Origin of the sequence: Pseudomonas frederiksbergensis (genome assembly GCF_035751725.1) — a bacterium.
Lineage (GTDB): Bacteria > Pseudomonadota > Gammaproteobacteria > Pseudomonadales > Pseudomonadaceae > Aquipseudomonas > Aquipseudomonas frederiksbergensis_A.
The window spans coordinates 2,971,840-2,989,134 of sequence record NZ_CP142104.1 but is presented as its reverse complement, the minus strand read 5'-3'; the positions used below and the strand labels follow the sequence as shown (position 1 = coordinate 2,989,134).

16 protein-coding genes are annotated in these 17,295 nt (G+C 61.6%); 13 read left to right on the top strand and 3 right to left on the bottom strand.

The genetic code is table 11. From position 1 onward, the window contains the following. The first annotated feature begins 122 nt into the window (after positions 1–122). The 5 genes from VQ575_RS13375 (at position 123) to VQ575_RS13355 (ending at position 6,100) form a co-directional block, all read left to right on the top strand. The gene (locus tag VQ575_RS13375) at positions 123–1,205 is read left to right on the top strand and encodes a 4-oxalomesaconate tautomerase (protein WP_039588553.1); all 1,083 of its coding nucleotides are present in this window, start codon (positions 123–125) and stop codon (positions 1,203–1,205) included. Positions 1,206–1,260: 55 nt separating this feature from the next. Beyond that, positions 1,261–2,565 carry a CitMHS family transporter gene (locus tag VQ575_RS13370; protein WP_039588552.1) on the top strand — a complete coding sequence of 435 codons (1,305 nt, stop codon included), beginning with the start codon at positions 1,261–1,263 and terminating at the stop codon, positions 2,563–2,565. A gap of 90 nt (positions 2,566–2,655) precedes the next feature. Further along, on the top strand, positions 2,656–3,909 hold the full coding sequence (locus tag VQ575_RS13365; RefSeq protein WP_325919857.1) for an OprD family porin: 1,254 nt from the start codon (positions 2,656–2,658) through the stop codon (positions 3,907–3,909). 113 nt (positions 3,910–4,022) lie between these two features. Further along, a complete protein-coding gene (locus VQ575_RS13360) occupies positions 4,023–4,727 on the top strand; it encodes a heavy metal response regulator transcription factor (RefSeq protein WP_039588550.1) in 705 nt (234 codons plus the stop codon). After that, positions 4,727–6,100 carry a heavy metal sensor histidine kinase gene (locus VQ575_RS13355; RefSeq protein WP_045155972.1) on the top strand — a complete coding sequence of 458 codons (1,374 nt, stop codon included), beginning with the start codon at positions 4,727–4,729 and terminating at the stop codon, positions 6,098–6,100. Before VQ575_RS13360 ends, VQ575_RS13355 begins: the two co-directional genes overlap by 1 nt. A 14-nt stretch (positions 6,101–6,114) precedes the next feature. On the opposite strand, the gene VQ575_RS13350 is transcribed toward VQ575_RS13355, so the two are convergent. Beyond that, entirely contained in the window at positions 6,115–6,513 is a 399-nt protein-coding gene (locus VQ575_RS13350) for a hypothetical protein (protein WP_325919856.1), read from the bottom strand. Between the two features lie 245 nt (positions 6,514–6,758). On the opposite strand from VQ575_RS13350, the gene VQ575_RS13345 reads away from it, so the two are divergent. Then, positions 6,759–7,829, top strand: coding sequence for a M42 family metallopeptidase (locus VQ575_RS13345; protein WP_325919855.1), 1,071 nt, complete (start codon positions 6,759–6,761; stop codon positions 7,827–7,829). A 40-nt stretch (positions 7,830–7,869) separates the two neighbouring features. Here the strand turns inward: VQ575_RS13345 and VQ575_RS13340 are convergent, their stop codons facing one another. Together VQ575_RS13340 and VQ575_RS13335 are read right to left on the bottom strand one after the other, a co-directional pair. Further along, positions 7,870–8,349: a nuclear transport factor 2 family protein gene (locus tag VQ575_RS13340; RefSeq protein ID WP_045155974.1), complete on the bottom strand. Its 480-nt coding sequence runs from the start codon at positions 8,347–8,349 to the stop codon at positions 7,870–7,872. 71 nt (positions 8,350–8,420) lie between these two features. Then, positions 8,421–8,987 (bottom strand): TetR/AcrR family transcriptional regulator, encoded by a 567-nt coding sequence (locus VQ575_RS13335; RefSeq protein ID WP_325919854.1) that lies wholly within the window; start codon positions 8,985–8,987, stop codon positions 8,421–8,423. A gap of 124 nt (positions 8,988–9,111) precedes the next feature. Here VQ575_RS13335 and pssA point away from each other — a divergent pair, with 124 nt between their 5' ends. The 7 genes from pssA to VQ575_RS13300 all read left to right on the top strand — a co-directional run bounded on the left by pssA (position 9,112) and on the right by VQ575_RS13300 (position 17,204). Beyond that, positions 9,112–10,455: a CDP-diacylglycerol--serine O-phosphatidyltransferase gene (gene pssA / locus VQ575_RS13330; RefSeq protein WP_325919853.1), complete on the top strand. Its 1,344-nt coding sequence runs from the start codon at positions 9,112–9,114 to the stop codon at positions 10,453–10,455. 11 nt (positions 10,456–10,466) lie between these two features. Continuing rightward, positions 10,467–11,483, top strand: coding sequence for an AraC family transcriptional regulator (locus VQ575_RS13325; protein ID WP_039588806.1), 1,017 nt, complete (start codon positions 10,467–10,469; stop codon positions 11,481–11,483). A gap of 155 nt (positions 11,484–11,638) precedes the next feature. Next, positions 11,639–13,303 (top strand): AMP-binding protein, encoded by a 1,665-nt coding sequence (locus VQ575_RS13320; RefSeq protein ID WP_045155976.1) that lies wholly within the window; start codon positions 11,639–11,641, stop codon positions 13,301–13,303. Between the two features lie 16 nt (positions 13,304–13,319). Continuing rightward, a complete protein-coding gene (locus VQ575_RS13315) occupies positions 13,320–14,081 on the top strand; it encodes an SDR family NAD(P)-dependent oxidoreductase (protein WP_325919852.1) in 762 nt (253 codons plus the stop codon). An 11-nt stretch (positions 14,082–14,092) separates the two neighbouring features. Next, positions 14,093–15,280: an acetyl-CoA C-acyltransferase gene (locus VQ575_RS13310; RefSeq protein ID WP_325919851.1), complete on the top strand. Its 1,188-nt coding sequence runs from the start codon at positions 14,093–14,095 to the stop codon at positions 15,278–15,280. 9 nt (positions 15,281–15,289) lie between these two features. Continuing rightward, entirely contained in the window at positions 15,290–16,417 is a 1,128-nt protein-coding gene (locus VQ575_RS13305; protein ID WP_325919850.1) for an acyl-CoA dehydrogenase, read from the top strand. A gap of 13 nt (positions 16,418–16,430) precedes the next feature. After that, entirely contained in the window at positions 16,431–17,204 is a 774-nt protein-coding gene (locus tag VQ575_RS13300; protein WP_325919849.1) for an enoyl-CoA hydratase, read from the top strand. Positions 17,205–17,295 lie beyond the last annotated feature (91 nt).

Sequence of the window (17,295 nt, the reverse complement as noted above, 5' to 3'; positions counted from 1 at the left end):
GGTAATTCTTTTGTGAAACGCAATAATAGCTCCGATCTTTGCATTGGAATCACTTTTTAATCCCTGCCACTCTTGTGTCCAGAACATCAATTATCCAGATTGATCAACAAGAGTTAGTGTTCATGCAACGAATTCCTTGTGTACTCATGCGCGGTGGCACGTCCAAAGGTCCGGTTTTCCTTGCCTGGGATTTGCCCGCTGCGATCCCCGAACGTGACGAGTTGCTGCTCAGCCTGATGGGGTCCGGCCATGAGCTGGAAATCGACGGGATCGGCGGCGGCAGCCCGCAGACCAGCAAAGTGGCGATTGTCAGCCCATCGCTGCACCCGGAAGCCGACGTGGATTACTTGTTTGTGCAAGTCATGGTGTCCCAGCGCCGGGTCGACACTGCCCCCAACTGCGGCAACATGCTCTGTGCGGTGGGCCCGTTCGCGATCGAGCAAGGGCTGGTCAAGGCAACAGGCGAGCTGACCCGCGTGCGGATCCGCAATCTCAATACCGGGACGTTCGTGAATGCCGAGGTACAGACGCCGCAGGGCAAGGTCAGCTACGAAGGCGACACCGCCATCGACGGTGTGCCGGGCACGGCGGCCCCAGTCCAGTTGACCTTTCTTGACGCAGCCGGCAGCAAGACCGGCAAACTTTTCCCCACCGGACAGCCCATCGACTGGATCGATGGCATCCCGGTAACTTGTATCGACATGGCCATGCCGATGCTGATTGTCGAGGCCGGCCAGCTCGGCAAGCGTGGCGACGAAAGCCCTGCCGAGCTCGACGCCGATCCAGTCTTCCTGCAGCGCCTGGAGTCCTTGCGCTTGAAGGCCGGGCTGGCGATGGGCCTGGGCGATGTCAGCGACAAAGTGATTCCCAAGCCGGTGCTGGTGTCGGCGCCCAAGTGTGGCGGGACTATCCAGGTGCGCTATTTCATGCCGCACAACTGTCATCGCGCCTTGGCGATCACCGGCTCCATCGGGTTGGCGACGGCCTGCGTGACCGACGGCAGCGTCGCGGCCAACCTGCTCGGTGGCGTCAGCGAACCACGCTTGCAGCGGGTACGCATCGAGCACCCCAGCGGCGGTATCGATGTCGTGTTGTCCTATACCGGCGAAAAGGGTGAGACCATCCGAGCCTCGGTAGTCCGTACCGCCCGCAGGCTCTTTTCAGGTTTCGTCTACGCCACGGTTCCCCAGCGCCTGGCCGGATGAGCCGGGCAAACCTTGTCATTGCATCAGCTACTCATAACAACAAGAGATCTGACATATGCTCGCTTTACTTGGCTTGGCCATGGTGGTGGTCTTCACCTTCCTGATAATGACAAAACGGCTGTCGCCGATCGTCGCCCTGACGATCGTGCCGATCGTCTTCGCAGTGATCGGCGGCTTCGGCGGTACCACCGGCAAGATGATGCTGGACGGGCTGAAGATGGTCGCACCGTCGGCGGCACTGCTGTTGTTCGCGATCCTGTTTTTCGGCCTGATGATCGACGCCGGCCTGTTCGACCCGCTGATCCGCAAGATCCTCAAGCGGGTCAATGGCGACCCGATGAAAATCGCCGTGGGCACCGCATTGCTGTCACTCCTCGTGGCCCTGGACGGTGACGGCACGACGACCTACATGATCACCTGCGCCGCGATGTTGCCGCTGTACAAGCGCATCGGAATGAACCCGATGATCCTGGCGACCGTCGCGATGCTGTCGCTGAGCATCATGAGCGGCATGACGCCTTGGGGCGGGCCGGCGACGCGGGCCATTGCGGCATTAGGCCTGGATGCCGGCGAATACTTCGTGCCGTTGCTGCCGACCATGATCGGTGGCGCGATGTGGGTGGTGTTCACCGCGTTCCTGCTGGGCCGCGCCGAACGCAAGCGTATCGGCAATATCCAGCTCCAGAGCGGTGGCGGTGATTGCTATATCAAGGCGATCCTCGAGGACACGCCGCACAAGCGTCCGAAACTGGCCTACGTCAATCTGTTGTTGGTGATCGCCGTGATGGCCGCGCTGGTGATGGGGCTCATGCACTCGGCGATCCTGTTCCTGATCGGTTTTGTCCTGGCGCTGGTGATCAACTATCCGCAACTGGACATCCAGAAGGAGCGCATCCTCGCCCATTCGGGCAACGCGATGACCGTGGTCTTGCTGGTATTCGCGGCGGGGATTTTCGCCGGGATATTCTCCGGTACGAAAATGGTCGATGCCCTGGCGCAAACCCTGGTCGACTGGATTCCGCCTTCCTGGGGCCATTTGTTCCCGCTGGTAGTAGCGATCACCAGCATGCCGCTGACGTTCGTATTGTCCAACGATGCCTACTACTTCGGGGTCGTGCCGATCCTTGCCAATGCCGCTGCCGCTTACGGGATTCATCCGGTCGAAATAGCCCGGGCGTCCATCCTCGGCCAGCCGGTGCACCTGATGAGCCCGCTGGTAGCCTCCACTTTGTTGCTGGTGGGCATGGTCGATCGCGACCTTGGTGACTTCCAGAAAGCCACCATTAAATGGGCCGTGCTCACCTCACTGGTGATTACCGCGCTGGCCTTGTTGACCGGGGCGCTGACCCTGTTTTCCTGATTCATCCGACCCCTTTATTGATTGCCTGACGCTCCCCGCAGGGGGAGTGCGCTGGCCTGCGCGCCCAATAACAACAACGAGACACTCGACATGAGCAGTTACCTGATCCGCGGGGCTTTGTTTCCGATCCTTGGTCTTTTGCCGCTGGCCAACGCTAACGCACAAGGGTTGGTCGACGATAGCAAGCTCAAATTGCAGTTGCGCAACGTCTACTTCAACGAAAACTTTCGCGATGAACATGGCATGAGCGCTCGTGGCGCGCGGACCGCCAAGAGCGAACGCACCGAATGGGCCCAAGGGTTCCTGTTGGATTACCAATCGGGTTTCACGCCCGGCACCGTCGGTTTTGGCGTCGATGCACTGGGCTTGCTCGGGGTCAGGCTCGACTCCGGGCGCGGTCGCAGCGGCACTGGGCTGCTCCCGGTGCACGGCGACGGTCGTGCCGCCGACGAGTTTGCCAGCGCCGGCATGACCGCCAAGGTCCGGGTGGCAAGTACCACGATCAAGTACGGCACGTTGCTGCCGAAAAACCCAGTGCTGATCTACAACGATGCGCGGCTGTTGCCCCAGACCTACCAGGGGGCCCAGGTCAGCAGCAACGATATCGACAACCTCACCCTGACGGGCGGGCGCCTGAAGCGTTTCAAGCTGCGGGACTCAAGCGACAGCATGCCGATCGTGCCCGATGGCTATAGCGGCGACCAGTCAGGCGACTTCAGCTACGCCGGCGCCGATTACAAGCTGGCAAAGAATCTGCGCTTGAGCTACTTCTACGGTGAACTGGACAACTTCTACCGGCAGAACTTCGCCGGTATCCAACATGACCTGCCGCTCGGTCCTGGCGTGCTCACCAGTGACCTGCGCTACTTCCACAGCGCCGACGCGGGCTCGGCGTACGGCGGTAAGGTCGACAACGACATGCTCAGCGGCTTGCTGTCGTACGCCGTCGTCGGCCACACCTTCAACGCCGGTTACCAGACGCTCAGCGGGGAAGGGGGCTTGCCCTACATCAGCGGCGCCACGGTCTATTCCTTCAGCAACGTCGGGATCGGCAAGTTCATCGAGGAAGACGAGAAGACCTGGATGCTCGGTTACGGCTACGACTTTGCTCGCCTCGGCGTGCCTGGCCTGACGTTTTCCACCCGCTACCTCAGTGGCAACGACGGCAAATCCAACAGCGCCGTGAAGGAATGGGAGCGCGATGCCGAAGTCGCTTATGTCGTGCAGCAAGGCACGTTCAAGGGTTTGGGCGTGAAACTGCGCAACTATGTCTATCGCTCGGATTTTTCACGGGGGCGCGATAGCAACCGTGTCTACGTGACTTACGACATCGCGCTTTGGTAACGCCTCGGTTCACGGGTGGTTTTCTGTCAGGAATGTCAGGAAGCTGTCAGGCTCCAGACACCTTCTGCGTCTAGACTCTTCTGGTTGCCCCGCTTTCGGAGAGGAGTTACCTGATGCGCTTGCTGATTGTCGAGGACGAAGAAAAAACCTCCTCCTATGTCCACCGTGGCTTGAGCGAGCTCGGCTACATTGTCGATGTCGCGACCAACGGCATCGATGGCTTGCACTATGCCCTGGAGCTGGATTACGACGTGGTGATCCTCGATGTCATGTTGCCAGGCAAGGACGGCTACGGTGTATTGCAGGGCCTGCGCCTGCACAAGAAGACCCCGGTGATCATGTTGTCGGCCAGGGGCACGGTGGATGATCGCGTCAGGGGCTTGCGCGAGGGCGCCGATGACTACCTGGGCAAACCCTTTTCCTTTGCCGAGCTGGTGGCGCGCGTCCAGGCCTTGATCCGTCGCCGCGCCGATGACGCGGCCGACCCCACGCATTTGCGCATCGATGACCTGGAGGTCGACCTGCAGGCCCGCAAGGTGACCCGGGGCGGGCTTCGGCTGGACCTGACGGCCAAGGAGTTCTGCCTGTTGAGCCTGCTGGCGCGACACCAAGGGGAAATCCTTTCCAAATTGATGATTGCCGAACAGGTCTGGGACATGAACTTCGACAGCGACGCCAACGTGGTGGAAGTTGCGATCAAGCGCGTGCGCGCCAAGGTGGACGCGCCGTATCCGCGCAAGTTGCTGCATACCGTGCGGGGCATGGGTTATGTCCTGGAAAGCCGTGAAGCGGACGATAGGCAAGTCGGGGCGCTGTGATGAAAGGATCGATCTCCAAGCGGCTCGCCCTGATGTTTGCCCTCGCGGTGATGCTCATCACTGCGGTCAGCGCAACGCTGTTGCGCTGTTCGTTGAAGCAATCGCTCGAAGACCAGATGCAAAACGAGCTGATCCTGCGGCATTCGGTTCTCGACCCGGTGCTCGCCAAATATGATTCGCCGGAATTCTGGGTCGGGCTGCGGCAGAAGCTCGACGGCCTGACGCCCGCCGACGAGCGCGTGCGCTACTGGGTCCTGGTCGACAACCCGGCCTACAGTTATGGCGGGGCGATGCCGGACGGCCAGGATTGGTCCAAGCGTCCGGATGGGTTTTCCACCGTGGCCATACCCGACCGGGATCGTCCCATGGTGCTGATGATCCAAACCATTGCCGCCATGGGCAGCCGGCCGGAGCTGCGTTTTATCGTGGGGCTCGATTCGACGCCGTTCATGAAGACTTTGGACAACTTCACCAAGACGCTGATCCTGACGTCTGCATTGGGGGTCGGGCTGGTCGCGCTGCTGGGCTATTGGATCGCGCGTTTCGGCCTGGGACCGGTGCGGCGCCTGAGCCGCCAGGCCAACAGCCTGCCGCCGGGAGATTCGAAGCGACGCCTGGACACCGAGGCGCTGCCTGGGGAGTTGCAGGAACTGGCCGTGTCGTTCAACGGCGCCCTGGCTCGCCAGGAAGCCGCCTGGAGCCAGCTCGAAGGGTTCAATGCCAATGTCGCCCACGAGTTGCGCACGCCCTTGACCAACCTTATCGGCCAGACCCAGGTCGCCTTGGCCCACGGTCGGGATGTGAATGAACTCCAGGACTTGCTGCAATCGAATCTTGAAGAACTGGAGCGAATGGGCGCAATCGTCAACGACATGCTATTCCTGGCGGGGGCCGAAAGCGGTCAGCGCGCAACCGAACTGAGTGATGTCTCGCTCTATGAAGAGGCGTCGAAGACCGTGGAATACCTGGAGCCGGTTCTGCACGACAAGCAGCTGAGCGTGGTGATCCAAGGCGACATGCGCGTGTGTATCGACCGGCGCCTGTTCCACCGTTCCCTGGCCAACCTGATCCAGAACGCGGCGCGATACGCGGTGCCGACCAGCACGATCACGGTGAGTCTGGTCAGGCACGGCATGCAGGCCGAGGTGAGCGTGTCCAATCCCGGCGAACCGATTGATAACGTGCACCTGCAACGCTTGTTCGAACGCTTCTACCGGGCAGACGCCGCCCGGGCGCGAAGTGACGCGCATCACGGCTTGGGGCTTTCCATCGTGCGGGCAGTGGCGAACATGCACGGCGGGCGGGTATTTGCCCACAGCAAGGATGGCCTCAATACCTTCGGGTTTTCCTTGACGAGCCAGGCAGCACGCTAGCGTCACGATGACATTCAGTCGCGAAACAGATCCCGCGAATCCAACAGCCGCCAAGCAACTTCAGGCCGCTTTTCCAACCCCCGGCGGATCGCCGCCGGGATCGACTGGCGGATCTTTCGGCACAGCCCAGGCTGCTCCTGGAATTCGATGGCAATACCGCGCATCGTCCGAACCTCGTTGTAACCGGGCTCGATGGTCAACCGTACACCGAGGTTGTCATACAGCCGCTGCTGCAGCCGTTCAAGCTCGTCCAGGCTCTGGATATTTTCCAATCGCTCAAGCAGGCGCTTTTCTTCCTGGCGATTCAGGCAAAGGATGCGCACGTCGCTGCCCGGCGTCTGCAGCAGCGCATCACGCCCGCAATCACAGACACCAGGCGGGCAGGGGGGACGGATCGGAATCGACGCGGTCATGGGCTCCACACGTTCTGCGACACAACAAAACCGCCTTCGGCGTAGGGGCGACCCGGGCAATGTGATGCCTGGCGGCGCGTCGGTCAACCCTTCGGGCGGGCCGCCTGTCCGCGTGTGGGCAAGGTCCGCTCGTCAGTTTCGCCAGGATCCGATCAAATTTTCCGGCATCAGGCGTGTTCAAGAAGACAGACACGTCGCGGCCCGTTCGTCACCCGGCCGCACCCGGAGAAAAGGAGACCCATCCGATGCAAACCAATCCGTCCACCTTGCCGCTGCTCGAAGAGTTGCTGATGGCCCGAGGGCCCGGCGGACAGGAGCAAGAAGTGCGCGACATTTGCCTGCGGGAACTGGAACCGCACTGCGACCAAACCTGGGTCGACCCGGCCGGCAATGTCATCGGCCTGATCAAGGGAACCCGGGCGGATACCAAGGCCAATCAACCCATCCGGATCATGGCGCACCTGGACGAGATCGCCATGCTGGTCAAACGCATCGAGCCTGACGGTACGTTGCGGGTGGTGGCCTTGGGAGGTGCCAATCCGATCAATTTTGGCGTGTGCCCGGTGGATATCCTTGGCGACCGGGATTTCATCCCTGGCGTGCTGTCGTTCGGGTCGATGCACAGCACCGGTGAAACCCACCAAGGCGCGGATGTCCTGTCGGGAATCGTCAATTGGGGCGACGTCCACATCATCACCCGCTATTCAAGCGAGCAATTGGAGGCCCATGGGGTACGCCCCGGCACGCGGGTGGTGTTGAGCCAACACTGGCGGCGACCGTTCCGGGTGGGCGATGCCATCGCCGCGCATTTCCTGGATGACCGCGCGCCCATGGTCGCCACGCTCCAGACCGCTACATTGTTGGGTCAACGCCGTAAAGAGCTGCTGGACGATGTGTATCTGGTCTTCACCACACAAGAAGAAGAGTCCAATGCCGGCGCGCTCTATGCCGCCAGTCACTTGCCCGGAGACGCCACGGTCGCAGTCGAGGTCGGCCCCGTGGTCGCGGAGTACGCCACCCGATTGGGCGTCGACCCGATCATCAACACGGGCGACAAGAACGGCTGTTACCACCGTCGGATCGTCGACCAGTTGTACCAGGCCGGTAGACGCAGCGGGCTGACGCCACAATTCGCCTTACTGGCGGATTTTGCCAGCGACGCCAGTGCAATCATGAGCAGCGGGGTATCGGCCCAGGGCGCATGCATTGCGATCCCGACGGAAAATACCCATGGTTATGAATTGATCGTGGAAGGAAGCATCGAGGCCTGCGCGGCAACGTTGCTGGAATTCTTGCTGAATCGAGCCAAAGGCTGACAAAAAACTGTGGGAGCCAGTGGCTCCCACAGCGTCGGCGTTACAGCCCCAGTTCGGAAAGCCCCGGGTGATCGTCCGGCCGGCGACCCAGCGGCCAGTGGAATTTACGCTCGCTTTCCTTGATCGGCATGTCGTTGATGCAGGCGTAGCGGTTGTACATCAGGCCATTTTCATCGAATTCCCAGTTCTCGTTACCGTAGGACCGGAACCAGTTGCCCGAGTCGTCGTGCCATTCATAGGCATAACGCACGGCAATGCGGTTGTCGGTGAAGGCCCAGAGTTCCTTGATCAGGCGATAATCCAGCTCTTTGGCCCATTTGCGCGTCAGGAACGCCTTGGCTTCTTCCCGGCTATGGGCGAACTCGGCGCGGTTACGCCATTGAGTATCGAGGGTGTAGGCCAGCGACACTTTTTGCGGATCACGAGAGTTCCAGCCGTCTTCGGCCAGGCGAACTTTCTCGATGGCTGATTCACGGGTGAACGGCGGCAGCGGTGGGCGAACTTCGGCAGAGGACGACATGGCCAATCTCCAGGTGATGAACGATGAGTGCATTTCGGTCTTACAGGCGGTCTTGCGGGTGCGGGTGTTGCTTATTCAATCGCTAGCAAAGTCTTCAGCACGTCCTGGGCCTGATCGGCGGCGTCGTGGTCGCCCATGACCAACGCGAGGGTGATGGCGCCGTCAATCAAGACGAGTAGCTGTTTGCCAAGTACCTCCGGTTGCTCGACGCCTTGTTCGGTACACAAGTGCGTCACATAGTCGAGCAACTTCTGTTTGTGCAGCTTTGCCACTTGGCGGACCGGATCCTGCGGGTCGCCGGTTTCGCCGCTGGTGTTAATAAATGCACAACCGCGAAAACCGTCGCTCTGGAACCAGCCCTTGAGCACGGGAAACAGGTTGAGCAGTCGTGCGAGCGGTGTTGGCGCCTTGTCCACCTCGCTGCTGAACCACTGCATCCAGCGCTCGTCACGGCGCTTGAGCGCAGCGACTACCAGATCCTCCTTGTTCGCGAAGTAGCGATAGATACTTTTCCTGGAGACGCCAGCGGTTTTCACCAGCAGATCCATTCCGGTGGCGGCGATGCCACTTTTGTAAATCAACTTTTCGGCGACATCGAGGATGATGTCTTGTGTGTCATTGCGAGTGATTTCGTTCATGTGAAGCACAGTAGAACGATCGTTCTCCTTGGTCAAATGTTTTTTCGTCACGCCGGGGAGGCCCCAAGCCGCGCATCATGGTGTAAGCTCTTCGGTTCTTCGGATTCGACCTTTTGCGAGCCCTATGCCGTCGCTTTTCAAACGATCCCTGCTGCCCAAGCTGCGCAGCTTTCCACTCACCGCCGAGGCCGTGACCATTCTCGACGGTGCCGCCGAATTTCGCCGTTGCCTGCTGGAGAAGATCGCCCAGGCGACCCAGCGCATCTACATCGTTGCCCTCTACCTGCAAGAGGACGAGGCCGGCCAGGAAATCCTCGATGCCTTGCATGCCGCCAAAGCCGCGCGCCCCGAACTGGACATCGCAGTGGTGGTGGACTGGTTGCGAGCCCAGCGCGGACTGATCGGCGCCAAGAAACAGCCGGGCAATTCGGCGTGGTACCAGCAACAGACCCGCACCCATGCCAGCGAAGTGCCGATCTATGGCGTGCCGGTGCAGACCCGCGAGCTCTTCGGCGTGCTGCATTTGAAAGGCTTCGTGATCGATGACTGTGTGCTGTACAGCGGCGCGAGCCTGAACAACGTCTACCTGCACAAATTCGACAAGTACCGCTACGACCGTTATCACCTCCTGCGGAACGCTGCGCTGGCCGATTCGATGCACCATCTGGTGCAGCACGGCCTGATCGCCTCCAGGGCCGTGCATCGCCTCGACCTGCCGAACCTGCCCAGCACTCGCAGCTTGCGCAAGGACATCGGCGACTTGCGCAGTCGCCTCAAGTACGCGGCCTATGACACGACGGCGGGCAGCCTCGATAAGAATGGCTTGTCGGTGAGCCCATTGCTGGGCGTCGGCAAGAACAACCCGCTGAGCAAGGTAATCGGCGAATTGATCGCCAGCAGCCGCAAGCAACTGACCATCTGCACGCCGTATTTCAACCTGCCGTTGGCCGTGACCCGGGAAATCAACCGCGCCCTGGCCCGCGGGGTGCGGATCGACATCATCGTGGGCGACAAGACCGCCAACGATTTTTATATCCCGCCGAGCGAGCCGTTCAAGATCATTGCGGCATTGCCCTATCTGTACGAAATCAGCCTGCGTCGCTTTGCCAAGCGGCATCAGCGCTACATAGACAGCGGCCAGTTGAACCTGCACCTTTGGCGTGACGGCGACAACACCTATCACCTCAAGGGCATGTGGGTCGACGAGCGCTACACCTTGCTCACCGGCAACAACCTCAATCCACGGGCGTTTCGCCTGGACCTGGAAAATGCCCTGTTGCTCGACGACCCCAAGGGCGAGTTGTCGGGGCCGCGCCAGGCCGAGCTCGAGCAGATTTATCGGCACACCCAGCGGATCGAACGCTACCTGGACCTGGAAACCTTGCCGGATTACCCGGCAGCCGTGGCCAAGTTCCTCAAGCGCGTCAGCCGGGTGCGAATAGAGCGTCTGCTTTACCGGATCCTGTGAAAGCCCAGGTCATGGCGGAAAAAGACACCATCTCGGTCCAGCTGGTGCGCGAAGCGCTGCTGCAGAGCTGTTCCCCGGGCGCGGCTAGCGACGAGGTGCTGCGCAAAGTCGGCATCGATCCGACGTTGCTCGACGACGCCCAGGCGCGGGTCCCGGCCCACGCCTATGCGCAGCTGTGGCGCCTGCTGGCGAGGCGCCGGGATGACGAGTTTTTCGGCATGGACCCGCGCAAGCTCAAGTCCGGCAGCCTGGCCTTTCTCTGTCGTTGCGCGATGGCTCAACCGACATTGGCGGCTGGGCTGACGGCGGGGCTGGGTTTCCTCTCGCTGATGCTTGAACATTTGCCGGCGCAATGGGTTCGCCAGCAAAGTCTGGCGGAAATCGTCCTGCTTGAAGATGACCAGGATCCACGCCGCGCTTTTACCTATTTCACCTATTGGATGATCGTGCATGGCGTGGCCTGCTGGCTGGCCGGACGGCGAATTCCCATCCTGTCCGTGGAATTGCGCTGCCCGCAGCCGGACTTCTGTGATGACTACCGCGTCATGTTCTCCCAGAACCTGCGCTTTGACCGGCCCCGTACGCGGATGATTTTTTCCGCTGACTGCCTGGACCTGCCTATCCGGCGCACGCCTGAGGAGCTCAAGCGTTTCCTGGCGCAGGCGCCTGCGAACATCCTGGTCAAATACCGCGACCCGCAAAGCCTCGCCAGTCGTATCCGGCACGATTTGCGCCAGTTGCCCGCCGAGCAATGGCCGGAAACCGAGGCCCTGGCCCAGCGGCTGTGCGTTTCCGCCTCGACCCTGCGCCGGCGCCTGGCGGAGGAGGGGCAGACCTACCAGGCGCTCAAGGACGGTGTGCGCAAGGAGCTGGCGATTGCCTGGCTGGCCGAACCGTCCATCAGTTTCGTGGAGATTGCCTCGCGCCTGGGGTTTTCCGACGCCAGTTCGTTCTACAAGGCGTTTCGCAAGTGGTCCGGGTCCAATCCCGGACACTATCGCAGTTTGATCCTCAACGAGCCTGGCTGACGCCCTCGCGAACAGCCAATACCTACTTTGGTCCATGGCCAAACCAGTCAAGCAACTTGAGGGCTTTGACCATTGCCGCGCGGGCACTTCGGCGCGAGTATTTGCCTGCTATTCACGGTTCCCCCACCAATAAAAAGTACAGAGGGATTCTGGTCATGCGCGATTACTCGTCCGCCACGTCGCAGTTCGATTACCTGCACACCGTCAATGCCGCGTTGCACGGCTCGCTCGAAGCGCTCAATGCCTGCGTCGAATGTTGCGACCGGCACGCCTTGCCGGGACGTATCGCCTTGTTCTGGGAGGGCCGTGACGGCAGCGATGCGACCTGGACTTACCGTGACCTGCAAGACAACGCGGCGCGCTTCGCCAATTTCCTGCGCGCCCAAGGTGTTGGCAAGGGCGACAAGGTTGCTGGCTTGTTGCCGCGTACTGCGGAGTTGCTGATCGTGGTGCTGGCCACGTGGCGCATCGGCGCGGTGTACCAGCCGCTTTTCACCGCGTTCGGTCCCAAGGCCATCGAACATCGCCTCGGCAGCTCCGGCGCCCGGGTAGTGGTCACCGACGCCACCAACCGCCCCAAACTCGACGAAGTGGCCGGTTGCCCCATCGTCGTGACGGTCGGCGGCGAAAAAGGGCAGGGCATCGTCCGCGGCGATTTCAGCTTCTGGGCCGAGGTCGCCAACCAATCCAACCACTGCGAGCCACTGATGCTGACCGGCGAGGATCCGTTCCTGCTGATGTTCACCTCTGGCACGACGGGACCGGCCAAGGCACTGTCGGTGCCGCTCAAGGCCATCGTCGCGTTCCAGAGCTACATGCGCGACGCCGTGGACCTGCGCCCTGAAGACGCCTTTTGGAACGTTGCCGATCCCGGCTGGGCCTACGGCATCTATTTCGGCGTGACCGGGCCGTTGGCGATGGGGCACCCCATCACGTTCTACGACGGCCCGTTCACCCTGGACAGCACCTGCCGGGTCATTAATAAATACGGCATCACCAACCTGGCGGGTTCGCCCACCGCGTATCGCTTGCTGATTGCCGGCGGCGACCAGTTCGCCCGGTCGATCAAGGGCAAGTTGCGCATCGTCAGCAGCGCCGGCGAGCCGCTGAACCCGGAAGTGATCCGCTGGTTTGCCGACAACCTGGACGTGGTGATCCACGACCATTACGGCCAAACTGAACTGGGCATGGTGCTGTGCAATCACCACGGTCTCGACCATCCGGTGCACCAGGGCGCGGCAGGTTTCGCTTCGCCGGGCCATCGCATCGTGGTGTTGGATGAAAACCATCAGGAACTCGGTGTAGGCCAGCCGGGTATTCTTGCCGTCGACCGCAGCCAGTCACCGATGTGCTGGTTCGCCGGTTACCAGGGCGGCCCGACCAAGGCCTTCGTCGGTGATTATTACCTGAGCGGTGACACCGTTGAATTCAATCCGGACGGCAGCATCAGCTTCGTCGGGCGCAGCGATGATGTGATTACCACGTCCGGCTATCGCGTTGGCCCGTTCGATGTGGAAAGCGCGCTGATCGAGCACCCGGCGGTGGTCGAGGCCGCCGTGGTCGGCAAGCCTGATCCGGAGCGTACCGAGCTGGTAAAAGCCTTCGTGGTGCTCAGCGCCCAGTACCGCGCCGCGCCAGAGCTGGCCGAAGAACTGCGCCAGCACGTGCGCAAGCGCCTGGCGGCCCATGCCTATCCCCGTGAAATCGAATTTGTCAGCGACTTGCCGAAAACCCCGAGCGGCAAGTTGCAGCGCTTTATCTTGCGCAACCAGGAAATCGCCAAAGTCCAAGAGACATTGGCGAAGAACGTTTCGGCTTGAATCCAAGGAAACCATGATGCAGATCGACAACAAGATTTTCCTCATCAGCGGCGGCGCTTCCGGCCTTGGCGCGGCCACCGGTGAAATGCTGGTCAAGGCTGGCGCCAAGGTGATGTTGGTGGACCTCAATGCCGACGCGGTGGCCGCCCAGGCACAAAAGCTTGGTTGCCAGAGCGTGGTCGCGGACATCAGCAACGAAGCGGCAGCCGAAGCCGCGGTCAAGGCTGCGGTCGATGCATTCGGTGGCCTCAATGGCTTGGTCAACTGCGCGGGCATCGTGCGCGGCGAGAAGATCCTCGGCAAGAACGGTCCTCACGCCCTCGCCAGTTTCAGCCAGGTGATCAACGTCAACCTGATCGGCAGTTTCAATCTGTTGCGCCTGGCCGCCGCGGCCATTGCCGAAACCGAGGCCAACGCCGATGGCGAGCGCGGTGTGATCATCAACACCGCATCGGTAGCGGCTTTCGACGGCCAGATCGGCCAGGCCGCCTACTCGGCGTCCAAGGGCGCGATCGCCAGCCTGACCCTGCCTGCCGCCCGTGAACTGGCGCGTTTCGGCATCCGCGTGATGACCATCGCGCCGGGTATCTTCGAAACCCCGATGATGGCCGGCATGACCCCTGAAGTGCGAGATTCCCTGGCCGCCGGCGTGCCGTTCCCGCCACGCCTGGGCAAACCCGCCGAGTACGCGGCGCTGGTCCGGCATATCATTGAAAACAGCATGCTCAACGGCGAGGTGATCCGTCTCGACGGCGCCTTGCGCATGGCCGCCAAATAGGAGGATTTGTCATGTCCAACGATCCGATTGTCATCGTCAGCGCCGTCCGCACCCCGATGGGCGGCTTCCAGGGCGAACTCAAAAGCCTGACCGCGCCGCAGCTGGGTTCCGCCGCCATCAAGGCCGCCGTTGAACGTGCCGGCATCGCGCCCGGCGCGGTCGAAGAAGTGCTGTTCGGTTGCGTGCTCGCCGCCGGGCAAGGCCAGGCGCCGGCACGGCAGGCAGCGCTGGGCGCCGGGCTCGACAAATCGACCCGTTGCACCACGCTGAACAAGATGTGTGGTTCGGGCATGGAAGCGGCGATCCTGGCCCATGACATGCTGATCGCCGGCAGCGCCGACGTCGTGGTCGCAGGTGGCATGGAAAGCATGTCCAACGCTCCGTATCTTCTGGATCGCGCCCGCAGTGGTTTGCGCATGGGCCATGGCAAGGTCCTGGACCACATGTTCCTCGACGGCCTCGAAGACGCCTACGACAAGGGGCGCCTGATGGGCACCTTTGCCGAGGATTGCGCCGAGGCCAACGGCTACAGCCGCGAGGCCCAGGATGCCTTCGCCATCGCGTCCACCACCCGCGCCCAACAGGCGATCAAGGACGGCAGTTTCGATGCCGAAATCGTGCCGCTGCAGGTCATGGTCGGCAAGGAACAGGTCACCGTTCGCCACGACGAGCAACCGCCCAAGGCACGCATCGACAAGATCCCCACGCTCAAGCCTGCCTTTCGCGACGGCGGCACGGTGACGGCGGCCAACGCCAGTTCGATTTCCGACGGCGCCGCGGCCCTGGTGATGATGCGCCAGAGCCAGGCGCAACAGCGCGGGTTGAAGCCCTTGGCGGTCATTCATGGCCATGCGGCCTATGCCGATGCCCCGGGGCTGTTCCCCACGGCACCGATCGGCGCGGTCAAGAAGCTGATGGGCAAGACCGGCTGGTCGCTTGGGGACGTTGATCTGTTCGAGGTCAACGAAGCCTTCGCCGTGGTAGGGCTGGTGACCATGGACAAGCTGGAAATCCCCCATGACAGGGTCAACGTCCATGGCGGTGCCTGCGCCCTAGGCCATCCGATAGGTGCGTCCGGCGCACGCATCCTGGTGACACTGCTCTCGGCCCTGCGCCAAAAAGGCCTCAAGCGCGGCGTCGCGGCCATCTGTATCGGCGGCGGCGAAGCCACGGCTATGGCCGTTGAATGCCTGTATTAAGGAATGCCCATGCTCCCGACTGAAGAACAGACCCAGATCCGCGACATGGCCCGACAGTTCGCCCAGGAGCGTTTGAAACCGTTCTCGGCCGAGTGGGACCGTGAGCACCGTTTTCCCAAGGAAGCCATCGGTGAAATGGCCGAGCTCGGCTTTTTCGGCATGCTGGTGCCTGAACAGTGGGGCGGTTGTGACACCGGTTATCTGGCCTACGCGATGACACTGGAGGAAATCGCCGCTGGCGATGGCGCATGCTCGACCATCATGAGCGTGCATAACTCGGTGGGTTGCGTGCCGATCCTCAAGTTCGGCAACGATGAACAGAAGGCCAAGTTCCTCACGCCACTGGCCAGCGGCACGATGCTCGGCGCCTTCGCCCTGACCGAGCCCCAGGCCGGCTCCGATGCCAGCAGCTTGAAGACGCGGGCGCGGCTCGAGGGCGATCATTATGTGCTCAACGGCAGCAAGCAGTTCATTACCTCCGGGCAGAACGCCGGGGTGGTCATTGTCTTTGCGGTCACCGATCCGAGCGCCGGCAAGCGCGGCATCAGCGCGTTTATCGTGCCCACCGATTCACCGGGCTACAGCGTGGCACGGGTTGAAGACAAACTCGGCCAGCATGCCTCCGATACCTGCCAGATCCTTTTCGAAGACGTAAAGGTCCCGGTGGCCAATCGGCTGGGAGAAGAGGGCGAGGGCTATAAGATCGCCCTGGCGAACCTGGAAGGTGGACGCGTCGGCATCGCGGCGCAATCGGTGGGCATGGCTCGCGCGGCGTTCGAAGCGGCTCGCGATTATGCCCGTGAGCGCCAGAGCTTCGGCAAGCCGATCATCGAGCATCAGGCCGTGGCGTTCCGTCTGGCCGACATGGCGACGCAGATTGCCGTGGCGCGGCAGATGGTCCACCACGCCGCCGCCCTGCGCGATGACGGCCAGCCAGCACTGGTGGAAGCGTCCATGGCCAAGCTGTTCGCCTCGGAAATGGCCGAGAAGGTATGCTCCATGGCGTTGCAGACCTTGGGCGGTTACGGTTATCTCAACGATTTCCCGCTGGAGCGCATCTACCGCGACGTGCGGGTCTGCCAGATCTACGAAGGCACCAGTGATATCCAGCGCATGGTTATTTCGCGCAATCTTTGAACAGGAGTCCTGCATGAATTACGAAACGATTTTATTGGAGATCAAGGACCACGTCGGCCTGATCACGCTGAACCGTCCCGAAGCGCTGAACGCCCTCAATGCACAGATCGTCAGCGAGCTTAACCAGGCGCTGGACAGCCTCGAAGCGGACCCGAAGATCGGTTGCATCGTGCTGACCGGCTCGAAAAAAGCCTTCGCCGCTGGCGCCGACATCAAGGAAATGGCCGAACTGACCTACCCGCAGATCTACCTTGATGACCTGTTCAGCGACAGCGACCGCGTTGCCAATCGCCGCAAGCCGATCATCGCGGCGGTGAACGGTTTTGCCTTGGGCGGCGGATGTGAATTGGCCTTGATGTGCGATTTCATCCTGGCCGGCGACAACGCCAGGTTCGGCCAGCCGGAAATCAACCTCGGCGTGTTGCCGGGCATGGGCGGCACCCAACGCCTGACACGCGCGGTAGGCAAGGCCAAGGCCATGGAAATGTGCCTGACCGGGCGCTTTATTGATGCGGTGGAAGCCGAGCGTTGCGGCATCGTCGCGCGCATCGTGCCGGCTGATGAGCTGCTGGACGAAGCACTGAAAACCGCAGCGCTGATTGCCTCCAAATCGGTGCCCATCAGCATGATGGTCAAGGAAACGGTCAACCGCGCCTTCGAAGTCAGCCTGTCCGAAGGCGTGCGTTTCGAACGCCGGGTGTTCCACGCCGCGTTTGCGACCCAGGACCAGAAGGAAGGCATGGCCGCATTCGTGGCCAAGCGTGCTGCGCAATTCCAAGACAAGTAAGGCGGCGCATTCGCGAGAAGGCTCCCACCGTGGACTTGAGGTGTACGAGATACTGTGTACACCACCAAACTCTGTGGGAGCCTGCTCGCGA